Raw genomic sequence first — 17,461 nt, 5'->3', positions numbered from 1 at the left:
GGGGCTCCCGTCAGGCGTCGAACAGCGTCCCGCCCTCGCGCGGCGGGGTGAGCCCGAGGTGGGCCCACGCGGCCGGCGTCGCGACCCGCCCGCGCGGGGTCCGCCCGATCAGCCCCTCACGGACGAGGTACGGCTCGGCGACCGTCTCGACCGTCTCCGCCTCCTCGCCGACCGTGACCGCGAGCGTCGTCAGGCCCACGGGACCGCCGTTGAACCGCGTGCACAGCGCCGTGAGCACGGCGCGGTCGAGCCGGTCCAGGCCGATGGGGTCCACCTCGTAGACCTCGAGGGCCGCGCGCGCGGCGGCCAGGTCCATGCTGCCGTCGCCGCGCACCTGCGCCCAGTCGCGCACGCGCCGCAGGAGACGGTTGGCGATGCGCGGCGTGCCGCGCGAGCGCCCGGCGATCTCGCGTGCCGCGTCCGCGTCGAGCGAGACGCCGAGCAGCCCCGCGGACCGCGCGAGCACGCGCTCGAGCTCGTCGCTCGAGTAGAAGTCGAGGTGGCCGGTGAACCCGAACCGGTCGCGCAGGGGCGCGGGGAGCAGACCGGCGCGCGTCGTCGCGCCCACGGCGGTGAACGGCGGCAGGGACAGGGGGATCGCGCTCGCCCCGGCGCCCTTGCCCACGACGACGTCGACGCGGAAGTCCTCCATCGCCATGTAGAGGAGCTCCTCGGCCGGGCGCGCGAGCCGGTGGATCTCGTCGATGAAGAGCACCTCGCCCTCCTCGAGCGAGGACAGCACGGCCGCGAGGTCGCCCGCGTGCTGGATCGCCGGCCCGGACGTGACGCGCAGCGACGTGCCGAGCTCCGCCGCGATGATCATGGCGAGCGTCGTCTTGCCGAGCCCGGGCGGCCCGGACAGGAGCACGTGGTCGGGCGAGCTGCCGCGCGCGAGCGCGGCCTGGAGGACGAGCGAGAGCTGGTCGCGCACGACGGCCTGGCCGACGAACTCCTCGAGGCGGCGCGGGCGCAGCGCCGCCTCGGCCGCGCGCTCGAGGTCGTCCGCACCCGCCGCGACGATGCGCTCGGACGAGAAGGTCCCGTCTCCCCCGAGGTCGCCGACGCCCACCTGGTCGAAGGTCGCCATGCTCAGCCCCTCGGTCCGCCGAGCACGCGCAGCGCGGCGCGCAGCGCCCCGGCCACGTCCGGCGCCTCGACGACGTCGACGCCCGCCTCGGCGAGCACGGTCGCGACCGCGTCGTCGGCGGCCTTGAGGTTCCAGCCGAGGCCGACGAGGGCCTCGACCACCTGGTCGCGGCGGTCGTCGACACGCCGCGGGGCACCCGACGCGGCGGCCCCGGGCTCGGGGGCGTCCGCGCCCGTGGGCGGCCCGAGCTTGTCCCCCAGCTCGAGCGCGATGCGCTGGGCGCCCTTCTTGCCGATCCCGGGCACGCGCACGAGCGCGGCGATGTCGCCCCCGGCGACGGCGCGGCGCAGCGCGTCCGGCGTGTGGACCGCGAGCATCGCGAGCGCGAGGCGCGGGCCGACGCCGCTCACGGTCTGCACGGTCTCGAACACGGCGCGCTCGTCGTCGTCGGCGAAGCCGTAGAGCGTGAAGGAGTCCTCGCGGACGACGAGGCTCGTCGCGAGCCGCGCGGTCTCGCCGACGCGCAGACCGGCGAGCGTGGCGGGCGTGGCGTGGACGAGGTAGCCCACCCCGGAGACCTCGAGCACGGCGCGGTCGAGCTGGACGCTCGCCACGACGCCGCTCAGGGACGCGATCACGCAGGCTCCTCTCCCGGCCGGCGGTACCGGCCTGGTCCGATGGTCCGCCGGGCCCGACGACCGCCGTCGGGCGGCGCTCCGCGGAGCGCGTCGAACACCCGTACGACCGCGGTCACTCTAGCAAGGGTCGCCCACGCACCGGACGAGCGACACGAGGGCCGTCACCGCGGCGCCCGGCGCCCCTTGGCCGCGTGCTCGGCCGCCGCCCACGCACGCTGCGCGGGCGTCAGCTCGTGCCGCTCGCCGCCCTGCAGCGCGCCGGCGGGGCGCCACAGGTGGCAGATGGCGAGCGCGAGCGCGTCGGCCGCGTCCGCGGGCTTCGGTGGCTCCGCGAGCCCGAGGATGCCGGCGACCATGCGCTGGACCTGCTCCTTGCCCGCGCGCCCGCTCCCGGTCACCGCGGCCTTGACCTCCGACGGCGTGTGCAGCGCGACGGGGACGCCGCGCCGGGCCGCGCCGACCATGGCGAGCCCCGCGGCCTGGGCCGTGCCCATGACCGTCCCGACGTTGTGCTGGGCGAACACGCGCTCGACCGCGACGACGTCGGGCACGTGCTCGTCGAACCACGCGTCGAGCCGCTCCGCGATGCGCAGCAGGCGCAGGTCCACGCTGAGCTCGGGGTCCGTCCGGATCACGCCGACGGCCACGAGCTCGGCCCGCCGCCCCCGCGCGGAGTCCACCACCCCGACACCGCACCGGGTCAGCCCAGGGTCCACTCCGAGAACGCGCACGCCGCTACCCTCCCACGACCCGACGACGAAACCCGGACGCCCCGCGGGCCGCGGACCACGGCGAGCCGAAGCGGGCGGGGCGGGTGAGGTGCGCGCGGTCGTGGCGGGCCTGGCGGGAGCGGCGCGAGGAACGAGCGCCGCGGATGGTAGACCGCGCGCACCTCGCTCGCCCCGCCACCCAGAGCGACCACGCCGTCGGCCTCGGTGACCGAACCAGCGAGATCAGTCGTCGTTCTCGAGCTCCGCCATGACCTCGTCCGACGCGTCGAAGTTCGCGTAGACGTTCTGCACGTCGTCGCTGTCCTCGAGGGCGTCGATGAGGCGCAGGATCTTGCGCGCGCCCTCGGCGTCGACCTCGACCTCCATGGACGGGTGCCAGATCGAGTCGGCGGAGTCGTACTCGATGCCCGCCTCCTGGATCGCGGTGCGCACGGCGACGAGGTCGCTCGCCTCGCACAGCACCTCGATGACGTCGCCCGCGTCGGTGACCTCCTCGGCGCCCGCGTCGAGCGCGGCGAGCATGACGTCGTCCTCGGTCACGCCGTCGGCCTTGGGCACGACGACGAGGCCCTTGCGCGAGAACAGGTAGGACACTGAGCCGGGGTCGGCGAGGTTGCCGCCGTTGCGGCTGAACGCGAGGCGCACCTCGGAGGCGGCGCGGTTCTTGTTGTCGGTGAGGCACTCGACGAGCACGGCGATGCCGTTGTTGCCGTAGCCCTCGTACATGATCGTCTGGTAGTCGACGGCGTCGGCGCCCTCGCCGGAGCCGCGCTTGACGGCGCGGTCGATGTTGTCGTTGGGCACCGACGACTTCTTGGCCTTCTGGATGGCGTCGAAGAGGGTCGGGTTGCCCGCGGGGTCACCGCCGCCCGTGCGGGCGGCCACCTCGATGTTCTTGATGAGCTTCGCGAAGAGCTTGCCGCGCTTGGCGTCGATGGCCGCCTTCTTGTGCTTGGTCGTGGCCCACTTGGAGTGCCCTGACATGCGTTCCTACCCCTTCGCGATTCTGACGAACAGCTCGTGCACGCGCGTGTCCCCGGAGATCTCCGGGTGGAACGAGGTGGCGAGCAGCGATCCCTGCTGGACTGCGACGATCCTACCGGCGGCGGCCGCGGGGATGCCGGGGGCCTCCTCGTCGGGGATGCGCGCGAGCACCCGGACGCCGGGTCCGACGTCCTCGACCCACGGCGCGCGGATGAACACGGCGTGCACGGACCCGGTCGCCCCGTCCGGGACCGTGCCCTGCTCGTCGGCCGCGCCGCCCGGCGCGAGGCCCTCGAACGGGAGGTCGGTCTCGAACGAGTCGACCTGGCGGCCGAACGCGTTGCGGCGCACGGTCACGTCGAGCCCGCCGAGGGTGCGCTGGTCGGCCGTGCCGCCGAGGATGTGGTCGGCGAGCAGGATCATCCCGGCGCACGAGCCGTAGACGGGCAGACCCTCGCGGATCCGGGCGCGCAGCGGCTCGGCGAGGTCGAAGATCCGCAGGAGCTTGTCGATGGTGGTCGACTCGCCCCCGGGGAGCACGAGCCCGTCGACCGCGGCGAGCTCCTCGGGGCGGCGCACGCCGACCGTGCGGGCGCCCGCGGACTCGAGCGCGGCGCGGTGCTCGCGCACGTCGCCCTGGAGGGCGAGGACACCGATCGTGATCGTCACGAGGGGTGATGATACGTCGGCGGGCGGCCGTTCCGGCCGCGACGGTTGCTAGCCTCGCGGTCGTGACCTACCCGCCCGGACCGCCCGCCCCGCCTCCCGGCCCGCAGGGCCCGTACCCGGCCCCCGGGTATCCCGGCCCGGGGTACGCCGGTCTGCCGGCCCCGTACCCGGGCGCCGCGCCGCGCCCACCGCGCCCGCCCCGCAGCACGAAGGGTGCGACGGCGCTCGTCGTGGTCGGCGCCGTCGTGATGGTCCTCGCGCTCGTCGCGGGCGTCCTCGGCGCGACGACGTTCGTGCGCGCCCTGCCCACGGGCGTGGTCGACGCCACGGGCCGTCCCGGCTCGGACGCGCTCGCGTCGGGCGACGTGCCCGGCGAGGCGGAGGTCGACCTGGTGGGCGGTCAGCCGTACACCGTGTGGGCGGTGCGCCCGGCCGGCGACGACGGGTTCTCGGTCGCCGACGTCACGGTGACGTGTCCCGACGGCGAGCTCGGGGTGGGCTGGCCGGCGGTGACGGGCAACGCGGGTCTCGGCGCGTACGAGGCGACCACGGTCGCGGAGGTGAGCGCAGCGACGTCGCAGCGCTGCACGGTGGCCGTCGCCGCGGGCTCGTCCGACCCCGGGACGACGTTCGTGGTGACGGAGGGCTGGCGGTTCGGCGAGTTCTTCACGACGATCGGCGGCACGGTCCTGCTGTGGTTCGTCGCCGTCGGCGGCGGGCTGCTCGGCGTGGGGCTGCTGGTCGGCGGGATCGTCTGGCGGGTCCTGGCGCGCCGACCGTGACCCCGCGAGCTCGCCCGTGACCCTGCGCCCGCGGCGCACGGCTCAGTCCTCGTGCGCCGTCCCGAGGTGGCGCGTCACGCCGTCCCAACCGCGCAGGAGCGGGAGGACGAGGTCCGCGAGGCCCGCGGGGAACACCTCGATCTCGACGCGCCGCAGGTCGTCGAGGGACCACCAGCGCATCTCGTCGACCACGTCGAGCTCGACGTCGGTCCAGCCGTCCCGGCTGAGCCCCGACGCCGCGACGTGGCCCGGCACGCGCGCGAGGTAGAGCACCTCGTCCTGGCGGCAGTGCTGGCGGTAGAAGTCGAAGATCGCGCTGCGCGTGTAGACGGGACCGACGACGGTGGCCGGGTCGAGGACGATGCCCGTCTCCTCGCGCACCTCGCGCACGGCCGCGTCGAGGTCGCTCTCGCCCGGGTCGACTCCCCCGCCCACGGTGAACCACCACGAACGCTCGGGCTGGTCGAGGTCGTGCCCGCGCACGAGCAGGAGCCGATCCGCGTCGTCGAGCAGCAGCACGCGCGCGCCGCGGCGGAAGTAGAGCCCGTCGTCCCCGAGCACCCAGTCGGGGCCCAGGGACGACGGCGCTCCGGCAGCCTCGCTCATGCAGGCGTCGGCCGTCCGACGACGGCCTGGCGACGGACGGTGGTGCGCACCCGGCGGCCGGTCACCAGCCGCGCTCGGCCAGGCGGTGCGGCACCGGGATGTCGTCGACGTTGATGCCGACCATCGCCTCGCCGAGCCCGCGCGAGACCTTGGCGATGACGTCGGGGTCGTCGTAGAAGGTCGTGGCCTTGACGATCGCCGACGCGCGCTGGGCCGGGTTGCCCGACTTGAAGATGCCGGAGCCGACGAACACGCCCTCGGCGCCGAGCTGCATCATCATCGCCGCGTCGGCGGGCGTCGCGATGCCGCCGGCGGTGAACATGACGACGGGCAGCTTGCCCGTCCCGGCGACCTCCTTGACGAGCTCGTACGGCGCCTGGAGCTCCTTGGCCGCGACGAACAGCTCGTCCTCGGGCAGCGACGTGAGGCGGCGGATCTCCGCGCGGATGGTGCGCATGTGCGTGGTGGCGTTGGAGACGTCGCCCGTGCCGGCCTCGCCCTTGGAGCGGATCATCGCCGCGCCCTCGGTGATGCGGCGCAGCGCCTCGCCGAGGTTCGTCGCCCCGCACACGAACGGGACGGTGAACTGCCACTTGTCGATGTGGTTCGCGTAGTCCGCGGGCGTGAGCACCTCGGACTCGTCGACGTAGTCCACGCCGAGCGACTGGAGCACCTGCGCCTCGACGAAGTGGCCGATGCGCGCCTTCGCCATGACGGGGATCGACACGGCCTCGATGATGCCGTCGATCATGTCCGGGTCCGACATGCGCGAGACGCCGCCCTGGGCGCGGATGTCCGCGGGGACGCGCTCGAGCGCCATGACGGCGACCGCGCCGGCGTCCTCGGCGATCTTCGCCTGCTCGGGCGTGACGACGTCCATGATGACGCCGCCCTTGAGCATCTCCGCCATGCCGCGCTTGACCTTGGCGGTGCCGACGGCACCCTCCGCGGTCGCGGCGCCCGGAGCGCTCTCGGCAGGGACGTTCTGGTCGGCCACGTTGGTCACCGGTACCTCACACCTTCGCTTCAGGGGAACGTCGCGCGCACGCGCGCGGACGCCGTCGAACATGCTCGACGGCACATGCTCCCACGCCCTTCCCATCCTATCGCCGGGGCGTCCACCCTCCCGGGCCGGCGCGGACGCCCACGCAGGGCACGACGCCGGAGCGGTCGACCTCCGGTCGGCTCAGTCGGGCGTGGGCGCCGACGCGGCGGGCCGGACGAGCGCGTCGGGCGCGGCGTCGTCGAGCTCGACCGTGGCGGGCATCGGCGCGTGCCCCGCGAGGTGGAACAGGCGGACCCACCACTTGCGGCGCACGCGCTGCGCCTGGGCGACCGCCTCGTTGTGGAACCGGCGCGCGAGCTGCGCGCGGTACCACGCGGCGGACAGGGTGTCGAGCAGCTCGTCGCCCACGGGCGCGGCACGCAGGTCGGCGACGTCGTCGGCGTCCTCGAGCGCCGAGCGCAGCGTCGCCGTGAGGTCGCTCTCCGCGAGCGCGCGCGAGGAGGCCATGCCGCCCAGGAGCCGGCGCGGCGGCGCGCCGTCGGGCGCGACGAGGCCGGGCACCTGGTCGGCGAGACGGCGCGCGTCCGCGTCGTCGTCGAGGACCGCGTGCGCGGCCTCGGCGACGAGCACCGAGCTGGCGGGGTCGAGCTCGCCCGACGCGGCGAGGTCGACGGCGGCCGACGCGCGGCGCACGAGCTGGGCGTCGAGCGCGAGCCGCGAGGCCATGACCTTGCGGTGCAGGCGGTCGAGCCGCGACGCGGCGACCCACAGGAGCCACGCGACGAGCGCGGCGAGGACGAGCGCGAGGACGGCGGTCTCGGACCAGGTCACGGGCGACCCACCTCCTCCTCGCGCGCCCGGCCCAGGAGGCGTCCGCCGCGCCGCGAGCGCGGGTCCTCGTGGACGGGGATCACGGCCTCGGACGCCGCGAGCACGGTGTCGTAGACGGCGAGCACCTGGTCGGTGACGGCGGACCAGTCGAAGCGGCGCACGAACTCGGCGGCGCGCTCGCGGTGCACGGCGCGGCGCTCCGGGTCGGCCAGGACGTCGACGACCGCGCGGGCGAGCGCCGCGGGGTCGCCGACCGGGAACAGGACGCCGGCCGCACCGTCGTCGAGGACGCGGCGGAACGCACCGAGGTCGCTCGCGACGACGCACGCGCCCGCGCTCATCGCCTCGACGAGCACGATGCCGAAGCTCTCGCCGCCGGTCTGCGGCGCGATGTAGAGGTCGGCGGACGCGAGCAGGCTCGCCTTGTCCTCGTCGCTCACGCCACCGAGGAACTCGACCGACGCCGCGTGCTCGCCGAGCGCCTCGACCGCCGCGTCGCGGCCGTCGTCGCCGCGGCCCGCGACGAGGAACCGTGCCCCCGGCACGTGCCGCAGGATCTCCGGGATCGCGGCGGTGAGCACGGGCAGCCCCTTGCGCGGCTCGTCGAGGCGCCCGAGGAACGCGATCGTCGGCGCGTCGGGCGTGCCCTGCCACGCCGGGCTCGGCGCGGCACCCGCGAACGTGTCGACGTACACGCCGTTCGGGATGACGACGGCGTCGCCGCCCAGGTGGTCGACGAGCGTGCGCCGCGCGTCCTCCGACACGGCGATGCGCGCGTCGATCTTCTCGAGGCTCTGCCGCACGAGCGGGTAGGCGACCTGCAGCGCGCGCGAGCGCACGAGCGACGTGTGGAACGTCGCGACGATCGGGCCCTGCGCGATCCACAGCGCGAGCATGCTCAGCGAGGGCGTCACGGGCTCGTGCAGGTGGAGGACGTCGAAGCGCCCGGCGTCGAGCCAGCGGCGCACGCGGCCCGCGGTGCGCGGCCCGAACGTGAGGCGCGCGACGGAGCCGTTGTAGCGCACCGGGACCGCACCCCCGGCGGGGGTCAGGTAGTCGGGGACGGGCGTGTCGTCGTCGGCCGGGGCGAGCACCGAGACCTCGTGGCCCCGGGCCATGAGGGCCTCGGCGAGGTCGCGGACGTGGAACTGCACGCCGCCGGGCGCGTCGAACGAGTACGGGCACACGATGCCCACGCGCAGGCTCATGCGGCCCGCCCCGCGTCCGCCGGCTCCTCGCCCGCGGCCGACCGCGTGCGCGCGTAGCGCTCGGGGTCGAGGTCGTCGACGAACACCTTCTGGAGCATGTGCCAGTCCTCGGGGTGCTCGCGGATCGCGACGCTCAGCGCGTCGACCCACCCCTGGGTCGCGCGCGCGACCTGCTCGGAGCGGGGGAGGTCCTGCGCGATCTCCACGCGGGGGAAGAACCGGATGACGAGTCCCCACGGGGAGCCCGCCGCGCGTCGTCGTGCACCCCGCAGCCGCTCGTACCAGATCCCCGCCGGGACGAGCGGCGCCCCGGTGGTCACCGCGAGGGCCGCGGGCCCGGCGGCGACGCGCGCGCGGCGGCCGAAGAGGTCGACCTCGACGCCGCGGTGGGTGAGGTCGCGGTCGGCGAGCAGCGGGATGATCCGGCCCGGTCGGCTCGCGCCGCGCACGAGGTCGCGGAAGACGTCGCCGTCGCCGAGCGCGAGGATCTCCAGCCCGATCGACGTGCGGAACGCGAGGAACTCTTCGAAGAGCTCGTCGGGCTTCAGCCGCTCCGCGACGGTGAGCACGGGTGCGATGTTCGGCGTCGCGTACGCGCCCGCGAGGTCCCAGTTGCCCTGGTGCGACAGGGCGAGCACGGGGCTCCGGTCGCCGTCGAGGTGCGACGCGAGGTTCTCGAGGCCCTCCACGCGCACCCGCGCGCGCACGCGCTCCGGCGACCAGGCCGGGAGCGTGAACGCCTCGCGGTAGTACCGCATGTACGAGCGCATGCCCGCGCGCGAGAGGCGGCGCAGCGCGCGCGGCGACAGGTCCGGCCGGACGCGCGCGAGGTTGCGCTCGAGCTGGCGCACTCCCCCGCCGTGCGCGAGCCACGCCACGTCGGCGATCGCGCTGAACAGCCCGCGCAGGACGGGCTCGGGGACCTTGCGCGCGTGGCGCCAGGCGAACGTGAACGCCCTGCCGGCGTCGAGGGCCATCAGCGACCGTCCTCCTTCTCGTCGGGGTGGGCGGCGACCAGCGCGAGCGCCTGGCGGCGCACCGTCGCGACGCGCTGCACGATCGTCACGGCGCTCGCGAGGGCGAGCAGGCCGAGGACGACGACGAGCACGACGGGCGGGACGCCGAGCCCGACGAGCCCGGCGGCGACGAGCGCCGCGACGAGCCGGTCGGCGCGCTCGGCGATCCCGACCTGCGCCGTCATGCCGACGCTCTCGGCACGGGCGCGCGCGTACGGCACGACGGCCCCGAGCGCGAGGCACGCGAGCGCGACGCCCGTCCCCCACGCGGCGAGGTCGGGCGTGAGGCGCGGGTCGTCGGCGCGGACGAACCACAGGGTGAGGCCGACGAACACGGCCGCGTCCGCGAGCCGGTCGAGCGTCGAGTCGAGGAACGCGCCCCACGGGCCGGAGCGTCCGGCCCGGCGGGCCATGACGCCGTCGAGCACGTCGGCGAACGCGCAGACCATGACGACCATGACCCCGGCGAACAGGTGCCCCGTCGGGAACAGCCACAAGGCGCCGACGACGACGCCCACGGTCCCGGCGACCGTCACCGCGTCGGGGCTCACGCCGAGGCGGATGAGGAGCGCGGCGAGCGGGGTGAACAGGCGCGTGGTGAGCGCGCGCAGGCGTCCGAACATCAGGCCTCCCCCTCCGCGTCGCGGTCGGGCCACGCGGCGGCGAGCCGCGCGCGCGTGTCGCCGAGCAGCTCGGGCACGGCCTTGGTCTGCGCGACGATCGGCAGGAAGTTCGCGTCGCCCGCCCACCGCGGCACCACGTGCTGGTGCAGGTGCGCCGCGATGCCCGCGCCCGCGACGGCGCCCTGGTTCATCCCGAGGTTGAACCCGTCGGGGCCCGAGACCGCGCGCACGACGCGCATCGCGGTCTGCGTGAGGTGCGCGACCTCGACCGTCTCCGCCTCGGTGAGGTCCGTGTAGTCGGACACGTGGCGGTACGGCACGACCATGAGGTGGCCCGGGTTGTACGGGTAGAGGTTGAGCACGACGTACGCCGTCTCCCCGCGCGCGACGATCAGCCCGTCCTCGTCGGAGCGGTCCGGGATGCGGCAGAACGGGCACTGCCCGCGCGAGTCGTCCGCGGGCTTGTCCTGCCCGCCGATGTACACCATGCGGTGCGGCGTCCAGAGCCGGTCGAGGCCGTCGTCGAACCCGGGGTGGTCGTCCGGGGACTCGACCGTCGTGCCGGGGTCGCCGGCGCCCGGCACGGCCTCGTCGGCCGCGCCGGGCACCCCCGCGCGCTCGTCGCTCACGCGGTCAGACCTGCACGCGGTCGCGGACGGCGACGACGATCCGCTCGACCGCCTCGGCGACGGGCACGCCGTTGTCCTGGCGTCCGTCGCGGTAGCGGAACGACACGGCGCCGGCCTCGGCGTCCTCGCCGCCCGCGATGAGGACGAACGGCACCTTGCGCGTGCTCGCGTTGCGGATCTTCTTGCCGAACCGGTCGTCGGAGTAGTCGACCTCCGCGCGGATCCCCTGCGCCTTGAGCTGCGCGACGACGTCCGCGACGTAGTCGTTGAACGGCTCCGCGACCGGGACGGCGACGACCTGCACGGGCGCGAGCCACGCCGGGAACGCGCCCGCGTAGTGCTCGACGAGGATGCCGAAGAACCGCTCGATCGAGCCGAACAGCGCGCGGTGGATCATGACCGGGCGCTGCCGCGAGCCGTCGGACGCGGTGTACTCGAGCTCGAACAGCTCCGGCTCGAAGAAGTCGAGCTGGATCGTCGAGAGCTGCCACGTGCGCCCGATCGCGTCCTTCGCCTGGACCGAGATCTTCGGGCCGTAGAACGCCGCGCCGCCCGGGTCGGCGACGAGCTCGAGGCCCGACTCCGTGGCGACCTGGCGCAGGACCTCGGTCGCCTCCTCCCACGTGGCGTCGTCGCCGACCGACTTCTCGGGGTCGCGCGTCGACAGCTCCAGGTAGAAGTCGTCGAGCCCGTAGTCGCGCAGCAGGTCGAGCACGAACGACAGCAGCGAGCTCAGCTCGTCGCGCATCTGCTCGCGCGTGGTGTAGATGTGCGCGTCGTCCTGCGTGAAGCCGCGCGCACGGGTGAGGCCGTGCACGACGCCCGACTTCTCGTACCGGTACACCGTCCCGAACTCGAACAGCCGCAGCGGCAGCTCGCGGTAGGAGCGCCCGCGCGAGCGGTACACGAGGTTGTGCATCGGGCAGTTCATCGGCTTGAGGTAGTAGTCCTGGCCGGCGCGCTTGACGTTGCCCTCGTCGTCGAGCTCCTCGTCGAGGTGCATGGGCGGGTACATCCCGTCCGCGTACCAGTCGAGGTGGCGCGACGTGTGGAACAGGTTCGCCTTGGTGATGTGCGGCGTGCTGACGAACGAGTAGCCCGCCTCCACGTGCCGCTTGCGGGAGTACTCCTCCATCTCCATGCGGATCGTCGCGCCGTTCGGGTGGAACACGGGCAGGCCCGAGCCGATCTCCTCAGGGAAGGAGAACAGGTCGAGCTCGTTGCCCAGGCGCCGGTGGTCGCGGCGCTCGGCCTCGGCGAGGCGGTCGAGGTACGCCTTGAGCTCGTCCTTCGTGGGCCACGCCGTGCCGTAGATGCGCTGCAGCTGCGGGTTCTTCTCGCTCCCGCGCCAGTACGCCGCGGCCGAGCGCATGAGCTGGAACCCGTTGCCGATGAGGCGCGTGCTCGGCAGGTGCGGGCCGCGGCACAGGTCCTTCCACACCACGGTCTCGCTCTCGCGACCGGCGCCGCGCACGTTGTCGTAGATCGTCAGCTCGCCGCCGCCGACCTCGACGCTCGCGCCCTCGGTGTCGTCCGCCGCCCCGCCCTTGAGCCCGATGAGCTCGAGCTTGTACGGCTCGTGGGCGAGCTCGGCGCGCGCCTCGTCCTCCGTCACGACGCGGCGGCGGAAGGTCTGCCCCTCCTTGACGATGCGCGACATCGCCTTGTCGAGCGCCTTGAGGTCCTCGGGCGTGAACGGCGTGTCCACGTCGAAGTCGTAGTAGAACCCGTCCGTGATCGGCGGGCCGATGCCCAGCTTCGCGTCGGGGTTGACCTGCTGCACGGCCTGGGCCAGCACGTGCGCGGCCGAGTGGCGCAGCACCGCGAGGCCGTCGGGCGAGTCGATCGTCACGCCCTCGACGACGTCGCCGTCCGCGACCGGGGTGTCGAGGTCCTTGAGCACGCCGTTCACGCGGATCACGACGACGTCGCGACGCGACGCGAACAGCTCCGTGCCCGTCGTGCCCGCCGTCACCGTGGTCTCCTCCGCGTCGAGGGTGATGGTGAGGGGTGTCGAGACGACGTCAGACACGTCCGTGCTCCGTTCTGCTGGCGGGAGGCGCGCGCGGCTCCCGGTTCGGTCCTGCGGCCGGCGGGCGCTGCCCGACAGCACGAAGGGCGCCGTCGTGGACGGCGCCCCTCGATCGTACCGACCCGGAGGTCGGTCGTCGGCCTCCTCGGCCTTCTCGGCGAGGGCGTCGACGTGCGGGTCGACCGAGCCCGGCGCGACGGACCGGATCCTCTCCGCCACGTGGTCGATCCGATCGTCGGCCACGGGCTCGCGTGCGTCGCGACGCGAGCACCGGCCCGGACCGGGCGCCCCGCCCGCTCCGCGGCCTGTCACAATCATCGCCATGGACGACGACGTGGCACCCGGCGAGCGGACCGCGCGGGTCTTCCGCCGACGGCTCAACGAGCTCTTCGCGCGCGGGCGCGGCGGCCGCCCCGTGACCAACCGCGAGGCCGCCCAGTGGATGACCGAGCAGGGCTACTCCATCAACGAGGCGTACCTCAGCGCGCTGCGCGGCGGGCACCGCTCGTCACCGAGCCTGCGCGTCGTCGAGGGCATCGCGGCGTTCTTCCGCGTGAGCACCGGGAGCCTCGTCGACCCTGACGAGGCGCCGGACGCGCGGCTGCGGGCGGCGCTCGCGGACGAGGGCGTCGAGCAGTTCGCGCTGCGCGCGCAGGGCCTGTCGCCCGAGAACGTGCGCGCGATCATCGAGATCGTGGACCGCGTGCGGCGCCTCGAGCACCTGCCGCCCGTCGAGGACGACCGTGGATGACCTCCTGCGCGGCGCGGGTCTCGACCGCGCGCGCAGCATCGAGGAGGCGTGCCGCCTGGTCGCCGCGGTCCGCGGCCGTCCCCTGGAGGTCGTCGAGGGCGACCTCGGACCCGGGGTGACCGGGCTCTGGCTCGCGTTCCCGGACCGTGACCTCGTCCTCGTCGACGCGCGCCAGACGCTGCCCGGGCAGCACCGCGACCACGTCGTCGCGCACGAGCTCGTGCACGTCCTGGACGCCGCCGCGTCGTGCTCGCCGCCCGCCGGCGCGTGCCGCGACGGGTACGACGACCCGGCGGAGCGGCGCGTCGAGCGGCTCGCGAGCGAGCTGATGATCTCCATCGCGTCGCACGGCAGCTCGGCCTCGCGGCTGACGTCCCTGGAGCTCTACCGGTGAGCCACGCCGCCGGGGTGCTCGCGGTCGCGCTGTTCGCCGCCGCGGCGGCCTGGACGGGCCTGCGCGCGCGCACGAGCGCCGACGCGTCGCTGCCCGTCGGCCTGGGCTTCGTCGCGCTCGCCTCCGCGCTGCGGGTGCCCGTGGTCGCCGAGCTGCTCAAGGCGCACGCGCCCGCGGGCACGCACGAGGTCGCCAAGCACGTCGCGCTCGTCACCGGCTGCCTGTTCGTCGGCGTGTGGGCGTACAGCGCGACGACGGGGCGCGCCCCGCGCACGCGGCACGTCGCGCTCGCGGCCGCCGCGGTGGGCGCCGCGATGGTCGCCGTCGCGGTGGCGAGCGGGCCCTGGACGACGCACGACCTCGACGCCCAGGTCCGCGACCGCCCGCTCATGTGGGGGTACTGGGCGCTGTACTACGGGACGTTCGTCACGGCGACGGCGACGTTCGCGGTGTCGTGCGTCCGCACGCGGTCGCGGCGCCCGCTGCGGCTGCGCTGGGGCATGGACCTCGCGGCCGCGGGCGCGGTCGTCGCGGTGGCGTGGGCGGTCGTGAGCTTCGTCGCGATGCTCCTGCACGAGCCGGGGAGCACCGAGCCCTACCTCGTGCTCGGCGTGCGCACGCGCTACCTCGTGCTCGCGGCGAGCGTCCTGCTGACGGTCGGGATCGTCGGCCAACTCGCCTCGTCCGCGGCGTTCGCCCGGGAGCGGCGCCGCGACCTGCACCACCTGCACGCGTTCCTCGTGGCGGCCGTCGGCGAGGGCGGGTCGCTCGGGTCGAGCGCCGCCGTCGACGAGTACCACCGCACCATCGAGATCTTCGACGGGCTGACGGCGCTCGCGCTGCACTCGCGGCGCGACGACGTGGACCACGTGCGCATCGCCGTGCCGGGGAGCCCGCGCGAGGTGATCCTCGCCTACCAGCTGCACGTGGCCGCGACGCGGCGGGCCCGGGGGGACGCGCCGAGCGCCGACCCGGACGACTGGTCGGGGCTGCTCGCGGACGACGACGCGCTGCGGCGGCTTGGGCGCGCGCTGCGCGACCGGACGAGCCTGGAGGAGTCGACCCGCGTCCTCGCGGGGGTGTGATCGTCGCCGCCGGGACCCGACGCCAAGCTCCCCCTGCGCGCTTGGCCCCGCGCCGAGCCTCGGCCGGCGGGCCTCAACCTACAGACAGACGACCGGCGGCGCAACATGCCTCGCAGTTGAAATCTCAACGGTTGGCGGGCATCACGAGGCGTGCGCTCAGCCCAGGAAGACCTGCGCGCACACGAGCGCTCCATCGCCCTCGCCGGGGTCGGGCGCGCACGCGACGCCGACGGCCGTGAGCGCGGGGTCGAGCAGGTTCGCCCGGTGCCCGTGGGACCCCATCCACGCGTCGACCACGTCCGCCGGGCCGGCGGCGGCGCGGCTGAGGTTCTCCGCGGCCGTGCCGCCCGCGGGCGCGCACGTCGCGACGACGTCGTCGAGCGGCGCGTGCTCGAGCGGGGCCCCGACGAGCGCCGCCGCGCGGGCCCGGGCCGCGTCCTGAGCGCACGCGCTCTCCTCGAGCCGCGGGACCCCCGCCTCGTCCCGGACCTCCTGCGTCCGCGCGACGAGCCGCGCGGCGTAGTCCGCCGGGTCCGCATCAGCCGCCCCCGTGTCGTCCGCCGGCCCCGTGCCCTCCGCTGCCTCCCCCGCCGTCGCGGGCGCGGACCGCGCGCCAGGGCCGGACGCGCCGTCGTCCGTCCCGCCGCCGTCCGGCATGCACGCGACCAGCGCGAGCGCCGCCACGACCCCCGCGACGACCGCGGCGGGTCGGCGGCGCGGGCGCGCGGTCACTGGCGCCCGAGCGCGCGGTACGTCCAGCCCGCCTCGCGCCACGCCGCGGCGTCGAGCGCGTTGCGCCCGTCGACGACGCGCGGCGCGGCGACGAGGCCGTAGAGCTTGCCCGGGTCGAGCTCGCGGTACTCGCGCCACTCGGTGAGCACGAGCACGGCGTCGACCCCGTCGACCGCCTCCTCGACGGTCTCGGCGTACCCGAGGTGCGGCGCCTTGGACCGCGCGTTCGCGAGCGCGCGCGGGTCGGTGACGACGACGCGCGCGCTGCGCTGGTGCAGACGCTGGGCGACGTCCAGGGCCGGGGAGTCGCGCACGTCGTCGCTGTCGGGCTTGAACGCGGCGCCGAGGACCGCGACGCGTGCGCCGGCGAGCGGGCGGCCGTCGAGCACGCCGACCGTGAGGTCGACCATGCGCTCGCGGCGGCGCAGGTTGATCGAGTCGACCTCGCGCAGGAAGCTCACGGCCGGGTCGGCGTGCAGCTCCTCGGCGCGCGCCATGAACGCGCGGATGTCCTTGGGCAGGCAGCCCCCGCCGAACCCGAGGCCCGCGTTGAGGAACCGCCGCCCGATCCGCTCGTCGAGCCCGATCGCGTCGGCGAGGCGCGTGACGTCGCCGCCCGCGACCTCGCACAGCTCCGCCATCGCGTTGATGAAGGAGATCTTCGTCGCGAGGAACGAGTTCGCGGCGACCTTGACGAGCTCGGCCGTCGCGCGGTCGACGACGAGCCGTGGCGTGCCGTCCGCGAGCGCCTCCGCGTAGACGGCGTCGAGCGCGTCGACGGCGCGTGCGCCGTGCGCGTCGTCGGGGACGCCGTAGACGAGGCGGTCGGGGTGCAGCGTGTCCTGGACGGCGAAGCCCTCGCGCAGGAACTCGGGGTTCCAGACGAGCGTCGCCGTGGGGCGCGCCGCGGCGAGCTCGCCCGCGAGTCGCGCCGCGGTGCCCACCGGGACGGTCGACTTGCCGGCCACGACCGCGTCGGGGCCGAGGTGCGGGACGAGCGCCCGGAACGCCGCGTCGACGTACGTGAGGTCGGCGGCGTAGGAGTCGGCGCGCTGGGGCGTGCCGACGCACAGGAAGTGCACGTCCGCGTCGGCCGCGCGCGCGACGTCGGTCGTGAAGGTCAGGCGTCCGGTCGCGCCGACGTCGGCGAGCAGGTCGTCGAGCCCGGGCTCGTAGAACGGCGCGCGCCCCGCGCGCAGCGCCTCGACCTTGCGCGCGTCGACGTCCACGCCCACGACGTCGTGGCCCAGGCTCGCCAGGCACGCCGCGTGCACGGCGCCCAGGTACCCGCAGCCGATCACCGAGATCCTCATGTGCTCGTCCCCCTGCTCGTCCTCACCAGTTCGCGCGCCCGGCCCGCGAGTCGGGCGCGCGGGTCATCTCCGCTCGCGCGGCAGCACCGCGTCGTCGAACGACGCGGTCTCCTCGAGCGCGGCGGGCGGCGGCGGGGGCAGGACGGCGACGGTCTCGCCGCGCGCTCCCGTCCGCGCCCGGGCGATCGGCGCCCCGGCCGCGTCGGGCGGTGCGGGCACGGTGGCCGCGTCCCCCGCCTGGTGCGGCGGTGCGGGCACGGGTGCCGTGCCCGCCGCACCGGGACCGCCGGGCTCGCTCTCCTCCCCCGCCGCGACCGGCGCCCACGGGCCCGGCGCCGTCGCCG

The 17,461-nt window shown here is 75.3% G+C and carries 19 protein-coding genes and 1 pseudogene; 4 read left to right on the top strand and 16 right to left on the bottom strand.

Annotated elements, in window-relative coordinates; translation table 11 throughout:
- Positions 1–10 precede the first annotated feature (10 nt).
- The 5 genes from ruvB to pdxT all read right to left on the bottom strand — a co-directional run bounded on the left by ruvB (position 11) and on the right by pdxT (position 4,109).
- Positions 11–1,087: a Holliday junction branch migration DNA helicase RuvB gene (ruvB, locus tag GYH36_RS06700; RefSeq protein WP_024839598.1), complete on the bottom strand. Its 1,077-nt coding sequence runs from the start codon at positions 1,085–1,087 to the stop codon at positions 11–13.
- Positions 1,088–1,089: 2 nt separating this feature from the next.
- Positions 1,090–1,725 carry a Holliday junction branch migration protein RuvA gene (ruvA, locus tag GYH36_RS06695; protein WP_162289449.1) on the bottom strand — a complete coding sequence of 212 codons (636 nt, stop codon included), beginning with the start codon at positions 1,723–1,725 and terminating at the stop codon, positions 1,090–1,092.
- Between the two features lie 161 nt (positions 1,726–1,886).
- Positions 1,887–2,456, bottom strand: coding sequence for a crossover junction endodeoxyribonuclease RuvC (ruvC, locus tag GYH36_RS06690; protein ID WP_024839596.1), 570 nt, complete (start codon positions 2,454–2,456; stop codon positions 1,887–1,889).
- 222 nt (positions 2,457–2,678) lie between these two features.
- Positions 2,679–3,440 carry a YebC/PmpR family DNA-binding transcriptional regulator gene (locus GYH36_RS06685; RefSeq protein WP_024839595.1) on the bottom strand — a complete coding sequence of 254 codons (762 nt, stop codon included), beginning with the start codon at positions 3,438–3,440 and terminating at the stop codon, positions 2,679–2,681.
- A gap of 6 nt (positions 3,441–3,446) precedes the next feature.
- Complete coding sequence (pdxT, locus tag GYH36_RS06680; RefSeq protein ID WP_162289448.1) at positions 3,447–4,109, bottom strand: pyridoxal 5'-phosphate synthase glutaminase subunit PdxT; 663 nt, start codon at positions 4,107–4,109, stop codon at positions 3,447–3,449.
- A 62-nt stretch (positions 4,110–4,171) separates the two neighbouring features.
- Here pdxT and GYH36_RS06675 point away from each other — a divergent pair, with 62 nt between their 5' ends.
- Positions 4,172–4,891, top strand: a complete 720-nt coding sequence (locus tag GYH36_RS06675; RefSeq protein WP_162289447.1) for a hypothetical protein — start codon at positions 4,172–4,174, stop codon at positions 4,889–4,891.
- 42 nt (positions 4,892–4,933) lie between these two features.
- Here the strand turns inward: GYH36_RS06675 and GYH36_RS06670 are convergent, their stop codons facing one another.
- The 8 genes from GYH36_RS06670 to thrS form a co-directional block, all read right to left on the bottom strand.
- Entirely contained in the window at positions 4,934–5,497 is a 564-nt protein-coding gene (locus GYH36_RS06670; protein WP_115942496.1) for an NUDIX hydrolase, read from the bottom strand.
- A gap of 61 nt (positions 5,498–5,558) precedes the next feature.
- On the bottom strand, positions 5,559–6,503 hold the full coding sequence (gene pdxS, locus GYH36_RS06665; protein WP_376739808.1) for a pyridoxal 5'-phosphate synthase lyase subunit PdxS: 945 nt from the start codon (positions 6,501–6,503) through the stop codon (positions 5,559–5,561).
- 180 nt (positions 6,504–6,683) lie between these two features.
- Positions 6,684–7,334 carry a hypothetical protein gene (locus GYH36_RS06660; RefSeq protein ID WP_115942495.1) on the bottom strand — a complete coding sequence of 217 codons (651 nt, stop codon included), beginning with the start codon at positions 7,332–7,334 and terminating at the stop codon, positions 6,684–6,686.
- Positions 7,331–8,536: a glycosyltransferase family 4 protein gene (locus GYH36_RS06655; RefSeq protein ID WP_187308733.1), complete on the bottom strand. Its 1,206-nt coding sequence runs from the start codon at positions 8,534–8,536 to the stop codon at positions 7,331–7,333. Before GYH36_RS06655 ends, GYH36_RS06660 begins: the two co-directional genes overlap by 4 nt.
- 2 nt (positions 8,537–8,538) lie before the next feature.
- Positions 8,539–9,519: a phosphatidylinositol mannoside acyltransferase gene (locus GYH36_RS06650; RefSeq protein WP_115942493.1), complete on the bottom strand. Its 981-nt coding sequence runs from the start codon at positions 9,517–9,519 to the stop codon at positions 8,539–8,541.
- Positions 9,519–10,181 (bottom strand): phosphatidylinositol phosphate synthase, encoded by a 663-nt coding sequence (pgsA, locus tag GYH36_RS06645; protein WP_115942492.1) that lies wholly within the window; start codon positions 10,179–10,181, stop codon positions 9,519–9,521. The genes GYH36_RS06650 and pgsA overlap by 1 nt, the downstream gene beginning before the upstream one ends.
- On the bottom strand, positions 10,181–10,765 hold the full coding sequence (locus GYH36_RS06640) for an HIT family protein (RefSeq protein WP_312028534.1): 585 nt from the start codon (positions 10,763–10,765) through the stop codon (positions 10,181–10,183). Before GYH36_RS06640 ends, pgsA begins: the two co-directional genes overlap by 1 nt.
- 49 nt (positions 10,766–10,814) lie before the next feature.
- Positions 10,815–12,842: a threonine--tRNA ligase gene (gene thrS / locus GYH36_RS06635; protein ID WP_376739807.1), complete on the bottom strand. Its 2,028-nt coding sequence runs from the start codon at positions 12,840–12,842 to the stop codon at positions 10,815–10,817.
- A 322-nt stretch (positions 12,843–13,164) separates the two neighbouring features.
- Here thrS and GYH36_RS06630 point away from each other — a divergent pair, with 322 nt between their 5' ends.
- From GYH36_RS06630 to GYH36_RS06620, 3 genes are read left to right on the top strand one after another with little or no spacing between them, the layout of a single operon-like run.
- Positions 13,165–13,593: an XRE family transcriptional regulator gene (locus GYH36_RS06630; RefSeq protein WP_115942491.1), complete on the top strand. Its 429-nt coding sequence runs from the start codon at positions 13,165–13,167 to the stop codon at positions 13,591–13,593.
- On the top strand, positions 13,586–13,987 hold the full coding sequence (locus tag GYH36_RS06625; RefSeq protein ID WP_162289446.1) for a hypothetical protein: 402 nt from the start codon (positions 13,586–13,588) through the stop codon (positions 13,985–13,987). Before GYH36_RS06630 ends, GYH36_RS06625 begins: the two co-directional genes overlap by 8 nt.
- Positions 13,984–15,072 carry a hypothetical protein gene (locus GYH36_RS06620; RefSeq protein ID WP_162289445.1) on the top strand — a complete coding sequence of 363 codons (1,089 nt, stop codon included), beginning with the start codon at positions 13,984–13,986 and terminating at the stop codon, positions 15,070–15,072. Before GYH36_RS06625 ends, GYH36_RS06620 begins: the two co-directional genes overlap by 4 nt.
- A gap of 156 nt (positions 15,073–15,228) precedes the next feature.
- Here the strand turns inward: GYH36_RS06620 and GYH36_RS06615 are convergent, their stop codons facing one another.
- The 3 genes and pseudogenes from GYH36_RS06615 to GYH36_RS06605 all read right to left on the bottom strand — a co-directional run.
- A complete protein-coding gene (locus tag GYH36_RS06615; protein ID WP_115942488.1) occupies positions 15,229–15,804 on the bottom strand; it encodes a CAP domain-containing protein in 576 nt (191 codons plus the stop codon).
- Entirely contained in the window at positions 15,801–17,117 is a 1,317-nt protein-coding gene (locus GYH36_RS06610) for a UDP-glucose dehydrogenase family protein (protein WP_115942487.1), read from the bottom strand. Before GYH36_RS06610 ends, GYH36_RS06615 begins: the two co-directional genes overlap by 4 nt.
- A 63-nt stretch (positions 17,118–17,180) precedes the next feature.
- A pseudogene (locus GYH36_RS06605) lies at positions 17,181–17,461 on the bottom strand (hypothetical protein); the annotation flags it as partial.

The sequence above is a fragment of the Cellulosimicrobium composti genome (genome assembly GCF_010287905.1).
GTDB classification, from domain to species: Bacteria; Actinomycetota; Actinomycetes; order Actinomycetales; family Cellulomonadaceae; genus Cellulosimicrobium; species Cellulosimicrobium composti.
Note: the sequence above shows the minus strand (reverse complement) of the source record. Positions and strands in the feature narration are given on the sequence as shown.